At 68.4% G+C, this 19,486-nt stretch carries 11 protein-coding genes and 3 pseudogenes; 4 read left to right on the top strand and 10 right to left on the bottom strand.

The genetic code is table 11. The features are described from left to right. Positions 1 to 97 precede the first annotated feature (97 nt). Entirely contained in the window at positions 98 to 1,675 is a 1,578-nt protein-coding gene (gene glsA, locus ACIHFE_RS25540; RefSeq protein ID WP_400109979.1) for a glutaminase A, read from the bottom strand. 189 nt (positions 1,676 to 1,864) lie between these two features. Here glsA and ACIHFE_RS25535 point away from each other — a divergent pair. Further along, positions 1,865 to 2,746: pseudogene (locus tag ACIHFE_RS25535) on the top strand (transposase); the annotation flags it as partial. Between the two features lie 578 nt (positions 2,747 to 3,324). Here the strand turns inward: ACIHFE_RS25535 and ACIHFE_RS25530 are convergent. The 4 genes from ACIHFE_RS25530 to ACIHFE_RS25515 all read right to left on the bottom strand — a co-directional run bounded on the left by ACIHFE_RS25530 (position 3,325) and on the right by ACIHFE_RS25515 (position 12,784). Further along, entirely contained in the window at positions 3,325 to 4,275 is a 951-nt protein-coding gene (locus tag ACIHFE_RS25530) for a TauD/TfdA family dioxygenase (RefSeq protein ID WP_400109977.1), read from the bottom strand. Between the two features lie 204 nt (positions 4,276 to 4,479). Continuing rightward, complete coding sequence (locus ACIHFE_RS25525; RefSeq protein ID WP_400109974.1) at positions 4,480 to 5,238, bottom strand: class I SAM-dependent methyltransferase; 759 nt, start codon at positions 5,236 to 5,238, stop codon at positions 4,480 to 4,482. A 98-nt stretch (positions 5,239 to 5,336) separates the two neighbouring features. Further along, the gene (locus tag ACIHFE_RS25520) at positions 5,337 to 6,476 is read right to left on the bottom strand and encodes an SDR family oxidoreductase (protein ID WP_400109972.1); all 1,140 of its coding nucleotides are present in this window, start codon (positions 6,474 to 6,476) and stop codon (positions 5,337 to 5,339) included. Beyond that, positions 6,473 to 12,784 carry a type I polyketide synthase gene (locus ACIHFE_RS25515; protein WP_400109970.1) on the bottom strand — a complete coding sequence of 2,104 codons (6,312 nt, stop codon included), beginning with the start codon at positions 12,782 to 12,784 and terminating at the stop codon, positions 6,473 to 6,475. The genes ACIHFE_RS25520 and ACIHFE_RS25515 overlap by 4 nt, the downstream gene beginning before the upstream one ends. A 368-nt stretch (positions 12,785 to 13,152) precedes the next feature. Between ACIHFE_RS25515 and ACIHFE_RS25510 the strand changes: the two genes are divergently transcribed. Further along, positions 13,153 to 13,692 carry a DUF6230 family protein gene (locus ACIHFE_RS25510; RefSeq protein ID WP_400109968.1) on the top strand — a complete coding sequence of 180 codons (540 nt, stop codon included), beginning with the start codon at positions 13,153 to 13,155 and terminating at the stop codon, positions 13,690 to 13,692. Then, a complete protein-coding gene (locus ACIHFE_RS25505) occupies positions 13,689 to 14,069 on the top strand; it encodes a DUF6114 domain-containing protein (protein WP_400109966.1) in 381 nt (126 codons plus the stop codon). The genes ACIHFE_RS25510 and ACIHFE_RS25505 overlap by 4 nt, the downstream gene beginning before the upstream one ends. Positions 14,070 to 14,258: 189 nt before the next feature. Here ACIHFE_RS25505 and ACIHFE_RS25500 read toward each other — a convergent pair whose 3' ends face one another. The 3 genes from ACIHFE_RS25500 to ACIHFE_RS25490 all read right to left on the bottom strand — a co-directional run bounded on the left by ACIHFE_RS25500 (position 14,259) and on the right by ACIHFE_RS25490 (position 16,715). Continuing rightward, entirely contained in the window at positions 14,259 to 14,771 is a 513-nt protein-coding gene (locus tag ACIHFE_RS25500) for an Ig-like domain-containing protein (RefSeq protein WP_400109964.1), read from the bottom strand. 658 nt (positions 14,772 to 15,429) lie between these two features. Continuing rightward, a complete protein-coding gene (locus tag ACIHFE_RS25495; protein WP_400109962.1) occupies positions 15,430 to 15,789 on the bottom strand; it encodes a DUF3592 domain-containing protein in 360 nt (119 codons plus the stop codon). 512 nt (positions 15,790 to 16,301) lie between these two features. Beyond that, a complete protein-coding gene (locus ACIHFE_RS25490; protein ID WP_400109960.1) occupies positions 16,302 to 16,715 on the bottom strand; it encodes a nuclear transport factor 2 family protein in 414 nt (137 codons plus the stop codon). 75 nt (positions 16,716 to 16,790) lie between these two features. On the opposite strand from ACIHFE_RS25490, the pseudogene ACIHFE_RS25485 reads away from it, so the two are divergent. Next, a pseudogene (locus ACIHFE_RS25485) lies at positions 16,791 to 17,694 on the top strand (helix-turn-helix domain-containing protein). A 198-nt stretch (positions 17,695 to 17,892) separates the two neighbouring features. Here the strand turns inward: ACIHFE_RS25485 and ACIHFE_RS25480 are convergent. Both ACIHFE_RS25480 and ACIHFE_RS25475 read right to left on the bottom strand, forming a co-directional pair. Next, positions 17,893 to 18,072: pseudogene (locus ACIHFE_RS25480) on the bottom strand (alpha/beta hydrolase); the annotation flags it as partial. Between the two features lie 131 nt (positions 18,073 to 18,203). Then, complete coding sequence (locus tag ACIHFE_RS25475; protein ID WP_400109958.1) at positions 18,204 to 19,433, bottom strand: protein-glutamine gamma-glutamyltransferase; 1,230 nt, start codon at positions 19,431 to 19,433, stop codon at positions 18,204 to 18,206. Positions 19,434 to 19,486: the final 53 nt, after the last annotated feature.

Raw genomic sequence — 19,486 nt, 5'->3', positions numbered from 1 at the left:
TCCTTCGCGCCACCCGAGTGCTTCTCTCGCAGACGGAGCGGCACGGGAGGCGGCACGGGCAGGGCGCCGGGTCACGTATGCACCCTCATGGCGCACGCTACGGGTCATGCACGCCCATAGCGCCGGCCTCGGCCAGCAGCCGGGCCAGTTCCTGGTGCCCGGATCTGTTGGCGTCGTCCAGGGGCGTACCGCCCCAGCGGTCCACCGGCCGCGGGTCGACTCCTCTGGACAGGAGGAACTCCACGGTGTCCCGGTGCCCTTCGGCCGCGGCCAGATGCAGGGCGGTGCGTCCGTCGTAATCGGTGGCGTCGAGCGGGACGTTGCAGGCGGCCAGCCGGCGGATTTCGTTGAGGTCGCCCCTGCTGGCGGCGAAGCACAGGCTCACGATGCCTTCGGTGGCACTCTGGTGGCGCTTGAGACGGGGGTCGCGTTTGCCCGTCTCGGCGCCGGTGCCGGTGAGCAGGTCGTAGGTGTGCACGTTGTAGCAGTCGACCAGCCGTCGGCAGACCTCGATCCCGCGCACCGAATTCCCATGACTGTCCAGCCGGGGCGACCAGATGGCAATGCCCATCAACTGGGGTACGACCAGCATCAGAGCACCCGAGACGCCGCTCTTGGCGGGCAGGCCGATGGTGAAGGCGAACTCCCCGGAGAAGTCGTACATCCCGCACGACGACATCAACGACAGGCAGTGACGCACCGTTTGAGCGGAGAACACCGGGTCCTCCGTCAGGGGGCACACCCCGGCGTTGGCCAGGGAGGCCGCCGCAATGGCCAGTTGTTCTGTATCGACCTCGATGGAACAGCACTGGAAGTAGAACTCCAGAGTGGCCAGCAGATCCGTGCCGGGAGGAAACGCACCGCGCTCCCGCATCGAGTAGCCGAGTGCGAAATTCCGGTCCGCGGTGTTACGTTCGGAGAGGTAGACGGAATTGTTGAAACCGACGCCGCGCCCGCCGGCGAGCCGATTCCAGGTATCGGCCACGTAGTCGAAGCGGTCCGCGGCGGCCATGCCACGTTGGATGAGTGCGCAGCTCATGATGGCACCGGCATTTATCATCGGGTTGTGCGGCAGCCCCGCTTTGTTGAAGGTCAGCTCGTTGAAGCCCTGGCCGCTGGGCTCCCTTCCCACATGACGGTGGACGGTGTCGGTCCCGTGCTCTTCCAGGGTGAGGCAGTAGCTGACGGTCTTGGACACCGACTGCAGACAGAAGTTGACGTCCGCGTCGCCGATGGAGAACCGTTGCCCGTCCACCGTGCACACGGAGATCGCGAACTGGTCCGCGTCCACTCGCGCGAGCTGGGGGATGTATGTGGCGACGGCGCCGCTCCGGTTGGAGTGGACCTCCTGGTAGATGCGCCGGAGGTCGCCTACCAGCGCGGGGAAGTCGGGAACGGCGAGTTCCCCGCAGGCGGTCCGCTCGATGATGCCCCGGTTGTGCCGGGTTGCGGCGGTGAACTCCTCCACGGTCAGCAGCGAGGGTTCGGCTTCCGACAACGCGGGCCGGACGCGGTCCAGTTGGGCGATCGTCTCGGCGATCCTGGGGTCGTCGGGCAGAATGCCCGCCTCGCGTAACACCTTCAGCAGCCGGTCCGGAGAGAACCGGCCGGATGCTTCTTGGGCGAAGCAGCCGATGGCGTCCGTATGGATTCCGCTGCTCCGGTCGGCAGGCATGGCACCCCTTCGTCGATCTCCAGGAGTGCACAGATCCCGGAAACCTCTATCACGCCGATGATTTCCGGCCAGCAGTGACGATATCCAGCCTGATTGTGGGTCTGCATACGCAGGTCGGTGGTGCGGATGCAGGAACCGGCGTGTGCTGCGTCCCGCGCGCCAGAGGGGTTCGGGGCTCAGCCGGGTGACGCCGAGGCGATCCGGCGGGCACTGCCGGACGCGGTGCAGGTCAGCGACCGCTGGCATCTATTCCGCAACTTGTGCGACAAGGTCCTGGCCGAGGTCCGCGCCCATGCTCTCTGCTGGGCCACCGTCAACCCGCCCCGCCCCGGTGGGGTCCGCGAGCAGACCACCCGCGAACGCTGGCACAAAATCCACCAGCTCCTCGACCAGGGCGTCGGCCTGCTCGACTGCTCCCGCCGCCTGGGACTGGCCCTGAACACCGTCAAACGCTACGCCCGCATCCCCGAGCCGACGGCCCTGCGCATCGCTCCCCAGTACCGGCCTACCCTGGTCGACCCCTAACGCGACCATCTGCGCGCCCGCCGCGCGGCCGATCCCGCAGTCCCTGTCACCCACCTACTCCGGGAGATACGGGAGTTGGGCTACACCGGCAGCGCCAACCTGCTGGTCCGCTACCTCAACCAGGGCCGCGCCGAAGGCGACCGCCCGGTCACCGCCCCGCGACGTGCCACCCGGCTCCTGCTCACCCACCCCGAACACCTGCGCACCAAGGAGACCACCCTCCTGGAAGCTCTCACCGCCGCTTGCCCTGAGATGACCGAACTCGTCAGACTCGTCCGCGAGTTCGCCGAGCTGCTGGCCCCGGCCGCAGGCAACGACGCCCGGCTCACCGAGTGGATGACCGCAGTCCGGGCCGCCGACCTGCCCCACCTGCAGACCTTCTGCAATGGCCTCGAATTCGACCGCGCCGCCGTGGACGCTGGCCTCACCCTGCCCTACCACAACGGATGCACCGAGGGCGCCAACACCCGTACCAGGAGGATCATGAGGCAGATGCACGGCCGTGCCGGATTCGATCTCCTCCGCCACCGCATCCTCCTCCCATGAACAGAACCCAGCGTCACCACCGACTACGAAACAGAGCCGTTCTATTTACAGGCCCCCTGCGGTGGGAACTTGCCGAGTTGAGCGGGGCCGGCTGAGGCAGCCTCACTCAGCCTCGGAAGAGGGTTCGGCTTATCCCTTGATAGGAGGAGTGCGCGGGTGGTGGCCGTGCTGCTGGGTAGTGCATGTCCGGCACAGCGTCCATGTGAAGGGATGAGAGCGCGATGCGTTCGAGGTCCAGGCTGTCCGTTGCCGTTGTGGGGGCACTGGCCACGGTGCTCCTGGCGGCTTCCAGTTCCAGCGCCGCCGCTGCACAGCCTGCGCAGTTTCAGAAAGCCGCAGCGCCGAGCTTGGGATGTGCTCTCGCTGGCCTCCCCGTTTTCGGCCCCGCCCTCGCGAACCTTCCTGTTGTGGGCCAGCAGTTGCAGTGCAACCAGTAGCGCCAGCAGGTGATGGACCGCCCTGTGATCCGGGGCGCGGTTGGTTGTCCCGGCTGTCGGGCCGGGAGCGGCCGTTGCGGGCCAGTGGCCGGAGCGGCTGATCGCAACCTTGGAACGAAGGCGAAGGTCGCCATCGGGTGATCACATGGGTGAGAAGGAGAGCGGGTCTGCATTCACAGTGATCTCGGCGCCCAGCGACAGTGGCGCGGGGGCTTGGCCGGTGCCGTGGGGGAGGGGCTGGTAGAAGTCGAAGGCTTGGTAGGCGCGTGGGTGTGTGGCTCTGTGGGTCAGGTTGGCCACGGGTGCGCATGCTTCGTCGGCGATCCACGCGCGGCGCAGGATCCGTTTTCCGTGGGATTCCTTGCGGGCGTGCAGGATTCGCAGGTTGTCGATGACCAGGATCTCCCCGCGGCGCAGGAGGATTTGGGTGCTGGGTGCGCTTCGGACGTACCGGTCGTGGAATGCCCGGGCTGCTTCAAGGGCGGGCTGGGTGCCGTAGAGGGCCTTGTCGAAGCGCCAGCGGATGGTCATGACCGTGGGGCCACGCCGTCGGAAGACCGGCTGGTTCACGGCGAGCAGCTCGTCCCGGCAGAACGTGAACTGCGGGCGCAGGAGTTCACGCAGCAGAGGAGGATCTGCTTGCTGTACTGCTTCGAGCAGGGTTGCGCCGTCCACCAGGATGCTTTCACCACCCGTGTCAGCCGGCTGAGCGCAATGAAGCATCAGCAGAGCCGGCGGAGCCACGCCGGGGCCGTCGATGAACGCGCCGTCGGTATGGCACCCCACGTCCTTGAGCCCCACGGCCTGGTACTCATCGAGATGGTCGCGCCACGCCGCGGAGAGTTCGTGCACCCGTTGGTCGCCGTTGCCGGTCACCGTTCCGATGACGCCGAACTTGTCGCCTCGGGGATGCAGTTGCCTGCGTCCCAGCGCGTCGCCCAGGACGGTCAAGGGGTCCTGGCCCGGCGCATGGGCGTCGACCTTCACCACCGCGTACCCGTCCTGGCCGATGGCCTTGGCCAGCGCGCGCCGTTCTGCCTCCGGCACCCAGCCCTGCGCAGTCGAGGTGATCAGCAGGCGCTCGGTTTCCATCGCAGCCTCCGTGACGTCATGGCCGCTGCTCCCTGAACCACATCCGGAGTGCCTCAACGCCTTCTCCAGGGACGGCCCGGCGCCGTGTACGTGTCCATGGTTCATGCGACTGCCATCAACAGTGCCCTCTGGCAGGCGCCACTGCCAGAGGGCACCCACCTCTTGACTTCTTGCGGCGAGTGCCCGTGTGTATTCGCGCTCTGATCAGGCCTGAATGCCAGTCGGCCGTACGACAGTCAGGACGCAGCGGTACGGCTCGTCGAGCTCGCCGTCGGGGAAGAGCCGCTCCAGCGCGGTGCGGTTCAGGTCGAGGAGCCCGTCCCGTTCGGCGGGGGGCATGACCACGAAGTGCGAGAGGGTGCCGAGGTTGCGGATGCGCTCCTCGACGGTGATCCGGCGCGACCATGCGATCTCACGGGTGGTCACCTGGACCGGGAAAGGGGCGAACACCTCGGGCGCGTTCACCGGGCGGCTGTGGATGAAAGGCGCGAGGCGGTCCTCCTCCGCCGCGACCCAGTCGATGCGGACGTCGGCGTGGTTCCTCCACAGGGCCAGCGCACCGTGCGGGCGCAGCACGCGCAGCGCCTCGGGGACGGAGCGGGCCGGGTCCGTCCAGTGCCACGCCTGGGCGTAGGTGATCACATCGAAGCTGTCGGGGGCAAAGGGCAGGCGATTGCCCTCGCCCCGCACCAAGGGAACCTCCGGCTCGGCCCGGCGCAGCTGCGCGGCCATGCCGGCGCCCGGCTCCAGGGCGATGACACGGGCGCCGCGTTCCCACAGTGCCCGGGTGGCGATACCGGTGCCTGCCCCGCAGTCCAGTACGTCGGCGCCGGCCAGCGCCCGGCCAGCGAGCTCCTCCACGACGTCGAAAAGGGCCGACGGATAGCCCGGGCGCGCGGCCGCGTACTGCGCGGCAACAGCGTCGAAGGACAGGGCACGGGCTTGGTTCGCGTCAGATGCCATGGCCGCGATCCTTCCGGGCGAAGGACGCGCCGTCCATCCGGCCCGGTGCTCAGCCAATGAGGGTCTTCTGCGGGGTCTTTGTGTCGTGGTTCTTACGGTCAGGCAACGGTTGATGCGGAGGCAGCGATGCTGTTGAGGACCGCTGCCAGGTAGGTGTGATCGATCAGGGCCGGTGGGGGCGCGCCAGGGAGTGCCTGGGGGAGCGGCACGGCATCGTCTGCGTGGGTGCGCCGGCCGTGCAGGAAGATCCGGGTCAGGAGCTGGTTGACCTGTTGTTCGAGGGGGTTGGGGTTGGTGGTCAAGGGGTGGAGGGCAAGTGCGATGCCCGGGATGAGGGTGTTTGCGGCTGAGACCAGTGCAGTGATGGGTGTGTCGACCGGGTGCGTCACCGAGTACGTGGTGGGGCCGGCGTCGTGTGGGATACGCGACAGGCGCAGCATGGCGTCGACCGCGTAGTCGACGTCGAGGACATTGACGTGTGACTCCGGGGGGAGCGCCAGGCGGATGCGTAGCCGGTGCCGGCTGCTGCCGGGTGCTGCCAGAGCGTGCCGCAGGGGGAGCGGGAGCCGCTGGAGCAGGTGTTCCGCGGCGGTTTTGATGGTGCTCAAGGGCTGCTGGGGTGCGTCGGCGGGCACGGGACGGTCGGTGGTCAGCAGCCCGGGGCGCAGAAGCAGGGCCGTGCGTCGGCGGCTGGTGGCCCAGTGATGCACGACGGCTTCGGCCTGTCGCTTGGTCTGTGCGTATCCGCCGGCGGGTTCCGTGGTGTCTGTGCTGAGTGGTGGGGTGGTGGCGGGCGCGGTGAGCGGGTGGGGGGCGAGGTAGAGGGTGCTGATGTGGATCAGTGGGGCCTGGGTGGGGGAGAGGTCTGCGAGTTCGGTGATGTGGCGGGTGGCGTCCACATTGATGGGGGCCAGATGGTGCGCTGTTTCGACCAGGGAGACGGATGCGGCGCAGTGCCAGATGGCTTTTGCCTGCTCGGCGAGTTGCCGGTGGTGAGTGGGTGTGAGACCGAGGTGGGGCTGGGTGATGTCGGTGGGGACGGCGGTGAGGTGTTGCTGGGCACGTGCGAGTTCGTTGTGGTCGGCTCCTGCCGCGCGCAGTGCGTGGTGGAGGCGAGCGGCCAGCGTCTGCCCGTCCTTGTCCCTGCCCAGGGCGGTGATGGACCGGCCGGTGGCCAGCAGGCCCCGCAGGAGCCGGGAGCCGAGGAATCCCGTCGCGCCGGTGAGGACGACGGTCACTGCTGACCCTCCGGCCTCGTGGGGGTCGGCTCCGGCGGTGCGGTGACCGGTGCCACTTCGTCCGTCGGCTCTCCTTGCGCGGTGTCCCCTGCGGCGATCGCCTCGCTGAGGTGGTGGGCCAGCGCCCGCGGGGTGGGGTTGTTGAGGGCTGCGGTGGGGTCGAGGGGCAGACCGGCGGTGAGTTGCAGGCGGCTACGGAGTTCGACGGCGTTCAGGGAGTCGAAACCCATGTCCCGGAAGGACCGGTCGGGGTCGATGGAGTCGGGTGTGGGGTAGCCCAGGACGGCGGCGCTATGGGTCTGGACGAGGACCAGGACGGCCTGAGGGCGTTCGGTGGGAGGCAGAGCGCGAAGGCGGGTGAGCACTTCCGTGCTGTCGCCGGTGTCGGCCTGGGCCCGGGGGCGGAGGGTGCGGCGGGTGAGGCTGCGCAGGAGCCCGGGAAGGTTCTCGGCGTGGACATGGAGCCGGTCGCGGTCGATGGCGGCCGCGATGAGGTGGGGTTCGCCCAGGCGCAGCGCGGCGTCGAAGGCGGCGAGTCCGTTGCGGGCGGTGAAGGGGCGCAGCCCGAAACGGCTCAGGCGGGCACGGCTGAGGTCGTCGATGCGGGCGGTCAGCTTGCTGACGGGGGCCCAGAGCCCCCAGGCGATGGAAACGGCCGGCAGACCCAGCGCGTTGCGGTGGTGGGCGAGGGCGTCGAGGTACGCGTTGGCGGCGGCGTAGTTGGCCTGTCCCGGCGAACCGAGCGGTCCGGTCAGGGACGAGTACAGGACGAAGGCGTCGAGGTCGAGGCCGAGGGTCTGCCGGTGGAGGTGGAGTGCCGCGTCGGCCTTGGCGCGCAGGACCGTATCGAGGTGCTCGGGGGTCAGGGCCTCGAAGGCGTGGTCGTCCAGGACTCCGGCGGCGTGGATGACAGCCGTGAGGGGATGGGCGTGTGGCACGCCGGCGAGGGTGTCGGCCAGGGCTTTGGGATCGGCCGCATCGCAGGACTCGATGCGGGGGTGCGCGCCCAAGTCGGTGAGTTCGGCGGTGAGTTCGCGGGCGCCGGGGGCGTCAGGACCGCTGCGGCTGAGCAGGAGCAGATGACGGATGCCGTGGGTGGTGACGAGATGACGGGCGAGGAGTGCGCCGAGGGTGCCGGTGCCGCCGGTGATCAGGACGGTGCCGTCGGGGTTGAGGGTCCGGGGAGGGGTGAGGACGAACTTTCCGGTGTGCTGCCCGAGCTTGAACTGACCCATCACATGGCCGAGTTGGCGCATGTCCCGGATGATGAGAGGAAGGTCCAGGGTGCTGTCGTTCTCCTTGACGGTTGTCACGCCCAGGGACAGAGAGGCCATGAGCGTGGACATGTACCGTTCAAGGTCTTCAGAGTCCGCCTTTCCCACCACGTGGTAGGAAAGGCCGGGATAGCGCTCGGCCATGGCCGTGTCGTCGCGGACGTCGGTGTGACCCATTTCGACATAGCGGCCTCCGGGTGCCAGCAAGCGCATGGACGCGTCGATCGCCTCGCCCGCGAGGCTGCCGAGGATGACATCGATGCCGCGGGAGCCGGCGACGGCGCGGATACGGTGCTCGAACGCTGTTCCGCGTGAAGGGGCGATGCGTTCTTCGGGGATCCCGAGCGATCTCAGGACCGGCCACTTGTGAGGGCTGGCTGTGGCATAGATTTCGGCCCCCATCGCGGCGGCGAGCTTGGCGGCGGCCAGGCCGGTGCCGCTGGCCGCCGAGTGGATCAGAACGCGTTCACCTGGCTGGAGAGCCGCAAGCTGATGAAGCGCATGGCAGGCGGTGGAGAAGGCCACGGGAGTGCTGGCGGCCCTCTCGAAAGACCAGTGCCTTGGGTATGGCACGACCATGCGAGCGTCGGCGACGATCGATGATGCGAAGGCCCCCGACGTGCTCAGACCCATGACGTGGTGACCCGGCTCAAGGCTGGTCACGGCATCGCCGACCTCGGTGACGACACCGGCGAACTCGCAGCCGAAAGGCTCTGGGACCACGCCGAGAAGGACGAACAGGTCGCGGAAGTTCACGCCTGCCGCACATACGCGAACGCGGACTTGCCCGGGGCCGAGGGGAACGCTGGCCTCCGGCGTGGAGACGATGCGCACTCCGTCGGGGGTGTTGCTGCCGTCGGGAGCCAGCCGCCAAGGCTTGCCGTCGGCCGGCAGCTGTAGGGCGTCACGGGGGTTCACGGCGGTCAGGCGCGGTGTGAGGAGAGTCCCATGCCGCAATGCCGCCTGTTCGGTGACGGTCGCCGCGGCGGCGGGCAAGGCGCACAGAGAGTCGGGGTGGTCGTCGAGATCGAGCAGGGCCAGGCGCCCGGGGTACTCCAGCCCGGCGGAGCGGATCAGGCCCCAGGCGGCCGCACCGGCAGGGTCGGGGACGGTATCGGTCACCGCCGTGCCCTGGGCTCCCTGCGTGACCACGAGCACCCGGGTATGTGCCAGCCGGGGATCGGAGAGGAACTGCTGGGCCTGCGCCGTCAGTTGGCGAATCCGCCGGTGCAGATCGTCGATGTCATCGTGCGGGGGCGGGGTGACGGGCCGGTGGTCGATCAGCGCCACATCCGGAGGCGGGGTTCCGCCGGCCACCGCCGCCGACAGGGCGGCGACATCGGGATAGCGGGCCGGTGCGAGAGCCGGCTCGTGCGGTGGACCGATGACCACGAGGTTCCTGGGGGCGTCCTCAAGGGAGGATGGGGGCTGTGGCTGCCAGGACAGCAAGTGGCCGAGTGTGGTCGTGCCGCTGAGTGCGGCACGCAGGTGCTGCGGGGTGGCGGGCAGGCTGACCAGTTCCTTGATCACCGCCACGGTGCGCCCGTCGGTGTCGGTGATCAGCGCATCGATGCGGTCGGTGCCGGATGATGTGACGGTGGCGCGGACGTGGCCGGCGCCGGAGAGCAGCAGTTGCACGGAGCCGATGACACAGGGCAGTTGCAGGGGAGTGTCGGTCCTGGCGGCCAGCACACCGTGCAGGGCGGCGTCCAGCAGAGCCGGGTGGATCCCGAAGCCGGCGGCGTCACTGCCGAAGGGCTCGTCGAGCCGTGCCTCGGTGTAGCAGGTGGTCTCGCTCAGATGCAGTTGCCGCAGATTGCGGAAAGCGGGGCCGTACTGATAACCGCGCTTCCACAAGTCGTCATACACATCGTCGAGTGGGACCGGACGGGTCGGCTCGGGCGGCCAAGTGGTGGTCTCCCCCGGGGCGTTGTCGGTCTTTCGGTCCGCTGGGTGCAGGCGTGCGTCGGCGTGGCAGGTCCAGGGATGTTCGGGGGGTGCGTCGGCTGGCCGGGCGTGCAGCTGCCATAGGTGCGTGCCGGAGGAGTCGGGTGGCGCCACGGTGATCTGCAGGAGCAGGTCTTCTTCGTCGTCGAGGATCAGCGGGGCGTGCAGGGAGAGGTTCTCCACGACTTCACAGCCGACTCGGTCGGCCGAGGCGATCGCGTACTCGATGACCGCCGTCATGGGCACGACCACGGTGTCGTGGACGGCGTGGTCGGCCAGCCAGGGGTGTTCGTCCAGGCCGAGCCTGGCGGAGAGGACGAGTGTGCCGGTGTTCGCCTGCTCGGTCTCGGCGACCAGCAGGGGGTGGCCGGCCCGCCGCATTCCGGCGCTCTCCACGTCATGGCGCCGCGGGCGAGGAACCCAGAAGCGCTGACGGTCGAAGGCGTAGGTGGACAGGTCGACTTCACGACCGCCGCGCCAGTACGGACTCAGGTCCACCTCGGCTCCCTGTGCGCCGGCGGTCGCCAGGGCCCGCACCACGCCTTCAGGTGTTGCGTCATCGCTGTGCCGCGTGGTGACGACCGTGGCGGGGGACTCGCTGCGCTCACACAGCTCGGTCAACACCGGCGCAAGCACGGGACGCGGGGACACTTCGATACACATGCCGAAGCCCGCGGAGAGGGCCTGGACGGCCGCCTCCCGGAACCGGACCGGATTGCGCAGGCTTCGGTACCAGTACGCCTCGTCCAGGGCGGCCATGTCGATGACCTGGCCGGTCACCGTCGAGTACAGGGGGATCTCGGCGGGCCGTGGCGCGATGCCGGCGAGGTCGGCGAGGACTTCGTCACGGACCGTTTCCATCAAGGCGGTGTGGGAGGCGTAGTTCACCGGAAGCCTCCGGGCCCAGAGCCCTTCGGTCTCGCAGTGCGTCAGCAATTCCTCCAGTGCCGTTCGTTCGCCGGCCACGGTGGTGGAGGAGGGTCCGTTGTCCACTGCCACCTCCAGCCGTCCCGGCCAGCGCGTGAGCAGCGTATGGACGTGGTCCACCGGCAGGGCGACCGCGGCCATGCCGCCTTGGCCGGCTACCGCGCGCAGTGCACGGCTGCGCAGGGCCGCGACCTTGGCGGCGTCCTGAAGGGAGAGCGCTCCCGCGCAGTGAGCGGCGGCGATCTCGCCCTGGCTGTGCCCGATCACCGCATCCGGTCGCACTCCATGGGCGCGCCACAGGGCGGCCAGCGAGACGTACATGGCGAACAGCGCCGGCTGCACCACGTCCACGCGCTCGAGATCCGCGGCTCCGGGCGCACCGCTCACCACCTGGTGCAGGTCCCAGTCGATAAAGGGTCGCAGCGCGCGTGCACAGCGGTCCATCGCTTCGTCGAAGGCGGGGAAGTGGCCCAGCAGACCGGCCGCCATCCCCGGCCACTGGGCCCCTTGGCCGGGGAAGACGAACACGGTTCGCGGGGGCCCTCCGGCCGGTGCCCTGCCGGTGACGGCCGCCGGATGGCGGCGTCCTGCGGCCAGTTCGTCCAGTCCGGCCAGCAGTCCCTGGCGGTCGGTGGCGACGACGGCGGCTCGGTGGTCGAACACGCTCCGGGTGGCCTTCAGCGACCAGCCGACATCGGCCAAACCCAGCTCGGGCCGGGAGCGCACATATGCGGCCAGCCGGGCTGCCTGGTTCCGCAGGGCAACCGGGCTCCTCGCCGACAGCAGCCAAGGCGTCACCGACGGGCCATGCCCGTCCGAGCCTCTCGTGGGGCGAAGGTTTCGAGGCGCGGGGGCTTCCTCCAGGATCACATGGGCGTTGGTGCCGCTGATGCCGTACGACAACACCCCTGCGCGGCGCGGCAGTTCGCCCCTCGGCCAGGGACGGGACCGCTCCAGCAGGCGCAACCTGCCGCTGGACCAGTCGACATGGGGCGTAGGGCGCTCCACATGAAGGGTGGCCGGCATCCGCTCATGCTGAAGAGCGAGCACTGCCTTGATCACTCCTGAGATACCGGCGGCAGCCTGGGTGTGCCCGATGTTGGACTTCACCGATCCCAACCACGCCGGCCGTTGGGGGGTGTGCGCGCTGCCGTAGGCCGCCAGCAGCGATGCGCCTTCCACGGGGTCCCCGACCACCGTGCCCGTACCGTGCGCCTCGATCAGATCCACGTCCCCGGGCCCGAGCCCCGCGTCATACAACGCGGCGCCGATCACCGCTTCTTGCGCCGGGCCGTGGGGAATGGCCAGCCCCTCGCCGGTCCCGTCCTCGTTGAGGGCGCTGCCACGGATCACCGCCAGCACCGGATGCCGCAGGCGATGCGCCCGTTCCAGGGGCATCAGCAGCAGGGCGGTTGCGCCTTCGGACGGGCAGAAGCCGTCGGCTTCCGCACCGAACGCCTTCGACCGGCCGTCACGAGCCATCGCGCCCGCCGCACCCAGCGCGATGAGGGCGGCCGGGCTGGACATCACCGTGACTCCAGCGGCGATCGCCGTCTCGCAATCCCCGCTGCGCAGCGCTTGGACCGCCAGATGCAACGCGGTCAGAGACGAGGAGCAGGCCGTGTCCACGGCGAGAGCCGGACCGCACAGCCCCAGGCAGTAGGCGATACGACCTGCCACCACGCTCAGGGTGTTGCCCATGAACAGCTGCACCCGGCCACCCGGTGTGATGTCCGGGACGGCGGGGTCCGTCGTGTGGCCAGTGAGGTAACCGCCCTCGAAGACCCCCACATAGACACCGGTCCGCGAGCCCCGCAGCGAGAGGGGGGCAAGGCGAGCATGCTCCACCGCTTCCCAAGCCACTTCGAGCGCCAGGCGCTGCTGGGGGTCCATGCCCAGCGCCTCCCGGGGGCCAATGCCGAAGAAGGCGGGATCGAACTGGGCAATGTCTCGCACGAATCCGCCCATGCGGACGGGGCTGGCCCCCGGGCGCGTCGGATCGGGATGGCAGAGCGTGCGAAGGTCCCAGCCGCGGTCGTCCGGGAGCCCAGACGCTTCGTGCCGGCCCGCCGCCAGCAACTCCCAGAGTTCGTCGGGTGTCCGGATCCCGCCAGGCAGTCGGCACGACATGCCGCAAATGGCGATCGGCTCCCCGGCCATGCTCATCATCCCCCCGGCGCATGCGGATGTCGGCTCAACAGCGCGTGCCCATCGGCGCATTGGGGTGGAGGTTGCCCAAGAGGCAGAGCCCTATGGGGGCAACATACCCCTATAGCCCAAACGGGGGACCGACCGTCTGTATATGCGCTCTGCCGGTTATGCCCTGAAGCCCGCATAGGGCGTACTCCGGTGGGCAGTCGTTCAACGATGCCCTCGCATCAGGCGGACATCTGCCACGGAATGAAGGGGATACCGCCATCACGACACCGGACACCGGGCCCGTTCCGGACCGAGGATGGGGCCGCACCAGCCGACGGCGCCTGCTGGCCGCCGCCCTGCCCACCGCCCTTCTCGCTGTCATCCTCCTGATGTCCGCCGGCACCGGTGCGCTGGCTGTCGCCTTCGCCGGAGGGCTGCCCGTGACCGTCTATGCCGACAAGGTGGAGGTCACCGGCGTATCGGTCACCCCCGGCATCACCCCGGGCGGCGTGCCGCGGCCGGCCCTGGTGGCCCAGGCCGACAAGGCGGTCGTCACCGGTGCCTGCGTCACCTCCACTGCCCACTTACCGGCGATCGGCGCCACGACCGTCTCCATCAAGCTCGACCGGGGCGACATTGGATCGGTCTCGGTCCAGCCCGGCGCCGTGAAAGCCCGCAAGGTCACCGCCGGCGGTGCCGGCCTGACCACGCCTGACCAGAGCGAGGAGAAGAACATCGGCCTGTTCACGGTCACGGCCGGCCATGTCACGGCCGAGGGCGTCACCGCAGAACCGCAGGCATTCGCCGTCGGCACGGTCACCGTCCACGTCGTCGACATCAAAGTGAGCACCGGCACCCGTGGCTGCACCCCTGACTGGGCCATGGCCGTACCGAAGCGGACGTCGTCCGGGGAGAAGGACCAGCAGTGACCCTGCAACGGTGGCGGCACTGGCGGCGAACCCGGCCCTTCTACGCCGGGCTGCTCATGCTCGCCGGAGCGGCGGCGCTGGTCGGCATCTCCTGGGTGGATCTGGGCCTGATCCGCCTCACCGGCAGAGCCGGTGCCTCCTCCTGGACCATCAGCGCGCTGCTGACCGTCGCCGGCCTCAGCACCTGGACGCAGCCCGCCCACCGCAACTACGCCGGGACCCTCGCCATCGCCATGGCACTGTGCAGCCTGTTCCTCGCCAACCTCGGTGGGCTCCTCATCGGCTTCCTCCTCGCCGCGGCGGGGGGCTGCCTCGCCCTCGCCTGGACTGTGCAGGAGGAAGCCCCGGCGCAGTATCGGCACCGGCCACGGGGCTGAGTGGGCAGTCCAGGGGATTGTTGACGAACCGTCGGTGCGCGTTCGGGGCCTGGCACGGCTGTGCGGGTGCGCGGGTGCGGGCAAGACCTGGGGCGGGGCGCCGGCCTCTCCGCTCCCGAGGGAGCGGCCTCCACGAGGCCGGCGCAGAACGCGTCCCGCATGCGGGACACGGTGAAGGACCGGTCGCGCTCAGCCGATGGCGGGCTCGATCTTGCCGCGGGCGTTCGCGGGCATGAACTTCTTGTTGCCCTGGAAGTGGGCCTCGTAGCCGGAGCCGAGCGCGTGGCCCCACAGCAGCGGGTCAAGCAGGTTCGATCCGCTGTCAAGGCGCGCGACGCCGGCCGCGTCGGTGACCGCCATACCGATCTGACGGCCGTCTGAGACCGTGAAGGTGATCGGCTGACCCTTGATGGGCTGACCGTCGTTGTCGAGGAGCGTCGCACTGATCTGGGCCTGCGCCTGACCGAGCACGGTGCCCTTTACGGTCGACGCGGTGAGTTGCGGGTACTCCTTCTCCGGGTCCGGCTGTGCCTGCGGCGGATAGTAGTACCCGTACGGACCTGGCTGTTGCTGCGGCTGGTAGTACCCGTACGGGCCGGGCGGTGGCTGGGGCGGGTAGTAGTACCCGTACGCTCCCGGCTGCGGTTGGGGCTGGGGATACCCGTACGGCCCCGGTGGAGGCGGCGGATAGGGCTGTGTCATCGGGAACTCCTCCTGGTCACGGCGGGTGAGTTTCTCTGACGATCCGGTGCGCGGTGAATGAACGGCTTGGAAGTGCGGGGCGGAGAACACCGATACAGACGTTCGTGAAAGTCCTATAGTCGGGCTATCGCTCCGCAGTGTTTTCTTCCTCGCCGTGCTCAAAAGGTATGCCGACCGCGAACTCGACCACATCGGCCCTATCGAGCCACCCACCTCGGAAGAGGAGAAACAGGACATGGCGGCCCACCGCCCAAGGGTGCCGGTGAAACGCGCAGGGCGGTGAAGCCGAACAGACATTCTCTATCTCACCTTTACCTGGAATCTCCTCGACCGCGGCTGGAATATGAACGAAAACCGTTTCTGCGGGCGGGAGTTCCGATTGAAAAGGGCCGAAAATCGGGCGACGCCGAGACGGCGACCAAACCGGACTCCATGAACGGCCGGCGCCGTGGCGAACAGTTGAAAAATTCCGCGCGTCGCGAATGACTGCGTAGCTGCATGGCGGCTCCAGATGAAAACGATGGGTGAGGTCGAGTTGGTGAGCCGAGCGCTCTGTGTCGCGAGGTCGAGCACAGAACTCGCGTGCGGGTTGCCGAGGTTGACCGATCCGGCGGCTGTGAAGGCAGGGACTGCGCGGCCGTCGGCGGGTTGGCCACGGTCAGAGGGTGAGCAGCCGGACGAGCAAAATCGTCACCGTGCCCACGGTGAACATCGACCCCAGCACCGTGAACAGCAGGTCGACCCGATTCATGTCCCACCCCTCGATCGCAAACCGGTGTGGGGCTTGAGGGTCGTACTGGACCACGGCGTGTGCCCCCACGCCGAAGTCGCTTCCAATGACTCGGCGGCCGAACCTGGAGGAGTACTCGCATGTGCGCCCGTCCCGGGCCATCCAGGCCGCGACCGGGTGGTAGAACGTGGCACCGTCGTCCTCCCGCCGGACATCGTGGCGGACGATCCGAGCCTCGGCGGCGATACCTATGCGGCGCAGCGCGCCGGCACGGCGGAGACCATGCACGCCGAGCCGAGAAAGACCGCGCCGATCGTCAGGGGGATGAGGGAGAAGAGCCATTCGCGTTCCGCGTGTTACGCGACGCGTGTGGCGGATCGTCGGTTGCGGGGCGAGCACTCGGCTACAAGGCGACGGTCCACTCCTTTCTCCAACAGCAGAGTTGCTGGACGTCGTCGTCACCCGGCAGGACGCGCTGCCCCAACCAGGCCCGGACGGACTCACCACTGCCTGAGCTCGCTTCGGTGGGTGGTCAAACATCTCCTGACGACAAACCGTCCAGGAAGTCCTGAGACCACACAGGCCCCTGCCGAGAGTTCAGCAAGGGCCCACTGTTGGTGACCAGTTGGGATTCCCCAAAGGCGGCCAGTCGGCGGGGAGTTATCGGGCCGCCTGCGATCATTCAGCGTTGTGGTTGCCGATAGTGGGCGGTCTGCCGTCCACTTGCAGGGGTCGTCGAGGCAGGTTCGCCGGCCCATTTGTTCGTCGATCCGACCGGTTCACGGCCGGATCGAGGCCGGCTACTGTGGAACTTCGCCCAGGACCATGCGGAGCCCACGGGCTGTGTCGACGTACTCACGGGCCCGGTGGATCAGCCCGTCCTGGAGCTCGAAGACGAAGCAGAAGTCGTTGTCGTAGTGGTGGCCGTTGACGAGCGTTGCCGTCATGGTCGCCTCCACGACCATCCGCTCACCGTCGACGTAGACGCCATGGAAGGTGACGGCGACATCACGCGCGTACAAACGGGGGAAGTCCTCGGCGAAGAAGCGCACGATCGCCTCCCTGCCCACCATGTGGTGGGTCCCCCCGAGCGCGACGGCACTGGGGTTCCCAGGGGGCGACAGCCATTCGGCGTCCTCGGTGAGGACCGCAGAGATCCGGTCCGGGTCATTGCTGGCGAACGCCTGGAAGGCGTTCTCGACGATGCTGTTCATGAACCCACTGTCACCGTCAGCGCGCGCCGATGTCTTGGACAAATGTTCCGGTCAACCCCCTCTTAAAATGGGGCGATGCGATCCCTTGTGCGCGAGGGCGAGGCGGTGGCCAGGTGGGACGTTGCGAGGCCGCCGCGGCCCAGTCGGACAGCAGGCGTCAGGCTGGCCGGATTCCGTGACCGCGGCGCGGGCCCGGTTGCCGTACAGGTGGTCCCGTACCCGGCCGTCACGCTGGTTCTGGAGTTCGGTGACGGCCCGTTCACCATCGACGACGCCACCGGCCGGCAGCACCGCGGAAGCCTCGTCGCCGGGCTCGCGCCCGGCGCAGCCCGTATGCGGGGCGAGAAGGTCATGTGCGTGGAAGTGCGCCTGTCCCCGGTGGTCGCTTACTCCGTGCTGGGTGTCTGCCCGGCGGAGCTGGACCATACCGTGGTCGCCCTCGACGGCCTGTGGGGCCGGGATGTGTCCCGGCTCCGGGAACAATTGGCCGCTGCCCCGTCGTGGGAGGACCGTTTTACGCTGACGGACGCCTTGCTCACCCGCCGATGCGAAACGGGCCCGGCGGTGGATCCGGAGGTGGCCCGGGCCTGGGACCGGATCGTGGTCAGCCGGGGCTGGGTCAGGGTCGAGGATCTGGCGGCCGAGGTCGGGTGGAGCCGCAGGCGCCTGTGGTCCCGGTTCCGGTCGCAGATCGGCCTGCCCCCCCAAGCGCGCTGCGACGCTGGTCCGCTTCCGGCATGCTGCCCATCGCCTGACCACGGGCGACAGCACGGTCCGGGTCGCGGCAGAGTGCGGTTACGTCGACCAGTCCCATCTCCACCGGGAGGTTGGGGCGTTCACCGGAATGACTCCGGTGACGCTGGCCGGTGACCCAGGACTGGCGGTGGACGACATCGCGTGGGCAGGCACGGTGTCGGGCGGGACGGACCTGTACCCCACCCGACGCAGTATGCGCCACTCGGCACAAACCCAAGGGTGACGTCCGCCCTGTGGAACACAATCGGCGTTCTCCCGCTGACTACGGTCCGTGAAAGGGGAACTGGCCGTACGTGGGGAATGCGAACTGGCTGCTGTCGGCCCACGGGGTGGAGAGCTGCGGAGGGCCGGGGCCTGTCGTCGATGAGCCGCATGCCGGCCGACATCAACTACCGTCTGTTGCCAGCCTGTTGGCCCGGCCTCACTTCAGATGTCGGGTCAAGAACTGGTCCACGGCTTCCCCCGCGAACCGCAGGACGCCGGTGTGCCCGCCCATGTTGGCGTGCAGCGTCTTCTCCTTGGAGCCGAAGGCGTCGAACAGGTCCAGGGCGGCCTGTCGGTCGTTTCCTTCGTCGTCCCACTGCAGCATGACCCGACCGGGCCGCCGATTTCGGGCAGCGAACGCCCGTCGGCGCTGCCTGGTGCGAGTCATGCTGCGGCTGCCGCGGCCCACGGCCTGTCCGATGGAGGGGTAGGGGGGCCGGGCGAGCCGGTCCCCCCTACCCGGTTCTGTCAGGGCCAGCCCTGCTCCACCTTGGCGGGGGCGGTGTTCCAGCTCCTGGGTATGAGCGCGATCATGTAGGTTCCGCGGTCGAAGTCCTCGTACCCGGCAGACCAGTTCCGGAACTTGCTTTCGTATACATGCATAGGGCCCAGGTCGCCATTGGGCGCGTGATAGTGGTTGGCGTGGGTCCAGATGGTGTTGTCGGCATCCGCCTCTGCTTGGGCACCGAACCAGCCGTAGTCGAAATTGACCCAGCTTTCACCGGGGTTGGCGGGGCTGCGCGGAATGTTTCTGTCCTTCGACATGTCGACCAGGCCGGTCCCCTGGCCGGGGCGGAAGGCGTTCGGGTCGCCGTACTTCCTCTTGTCGGAGGAGCCCCGCTGGTCCTGCCCGCTCCAGAAGTGCTTCGAGTAGATCACCGCCTTCATCCTGGACGGGTCGTAGTTGCCTCCGTCCCTTTCCCTGAAGGACGGTGTATTCCGCAGCGCCGAGTAGAAGTTCGAGCGGCTGTCCTCGTGGAGCAGAGCGTCATTGTTGTTGGTGAGTTCTGTCTTGAGGTTGTCGATGTACGTGTCCTCGTCGTGCGCGTTTTCCAGGGCCTTGTTCATGATGGACGCCACTTCACGTGCCCGCTTGAAACCCTTCCGCTCGTCGAAGCTGTCCTTGGCGATGCGTCCCTCGAACTCCGCCTGCGTTTCCCCGTCCCGGGGCCTGGTGTTCCTCAGGTCGTTCTTGTACTTGTTCTCGTCGAAGAACGAGAACGCCAACTTGTTCGTCGGGTAGGGGCCCGAGTTGACCCAGGTGACGCCGACGCAGCCGTAGGACAGCTTTTCTCGCTGTTCCTCGGTCATTTGCTGCTTCTTGCCGTCGCGGTGGCTGTAGACCTGCTGCCACTTGCGTATGTAGTTGTTGACGACCGTAGTGGCCCTTCCCCCGTAGGCCCGGTATGCGTCGGGCATCCTGTCGAGCGGCTCGGCGGGAGGGGTTTCCCTGTCATCGGAAAAGCTGGGGGCCCGGAAGGACGGCGCGACGCCAGGCCGGCCCATAGCCAGGGCTCTTTCGTTGAGTGCATTGATGTTCTCGACATCGTCCGCCGTCAGGCCGTGCGTTTTGGCGTAGGACCGCTTCGCTTCCCCGTTGCCGATGCCGGCGGCCTGGCTGACCGACGGCATTAATCCGGCGGTGCATATGACCGCACTCGCAGTGGCGAAGGTGAAAAATCTCTGATTTTTGCGCATGAAAATCAATGGCTCCCTTGTGATGAAATCTCGTGAACGAGGGCATGCGAGTG

The sequence above is a fragment of the Streptomyces sp. NPDC052396 genome (assembly GCF_044593195.1).
Taxonomy (GTDB): domain Bacteria; phylum Actinomycetota; class Actinomycetes; order Streptomycetales; family Streptomycetaceae; genus Streptomyces.
The sequence above is the reverse complement of the archived record's forward strand: the minus strand, read 5'-3'. Positions and strand labels throughout refer to the sequence as shown.

Bases quoted from the DNA above. Each gene is read 5' to 3' on its own strand.
- glsA (WP_400109979.1), bottom strand. From the start codon at position 1,675: ATGCCTGCCGACCGGAGCAGCGGAATCCATACGGACGCCATCGGCTGC.
- ACIHFE_RS25530 (WP_400109977.1), bottom strand. From the start codon at position 4,275: ATGGAAACCGAGCGCCTGCTGATCACCTCGACTGCGCAGGGCTGGGTG.
- ACIHFE_RS25525 (WP_400109974.1), bottom strand. From the start codon at position 5,238: ATGGCATCTGACGCGAACCAAGCCCGTGCCCTGTCCTTCGACGCTGTT.
- ACIHFE_RS25515 (WP_400109970.1), bottom strand. From the start codon at position 12,784: ATGGCCGGGGAGCCGATCGCCATTTGCGGCATGTCGTGCCGACTGCCT.
- ACIHFE_RS25510 (WP_400109968.1), top strand. From the start codon at position 13,153: ATGTCCGCCGGCACCGGTGCGCTGGCTGTCGCCTTCGCCGGAGGGCTG.
- ACIHFE_RS25500 (WP_400109964.1), bottom strand. From the start codon at position 14,771: ATGACACAGCCCTATCCGCCGCCTCCACCGGGGCCGTACGGGTATCCC.
- ACIHFE_RS25490 (WP_400109960.1), bottom strand. From the start codon at position 16,715: ATGAACAGCATCGTCGAGAACGCCTTCCAGGCGTTCGCCAGCAATGAC.
- ACIHFE_RS25475 (WP_400109958.1), bottom strand. From the start codon at position 19,433: ATGCGCAAAAATCAGAGATTTTTCACCTTCGCCACTGCGAGTGCGGTC.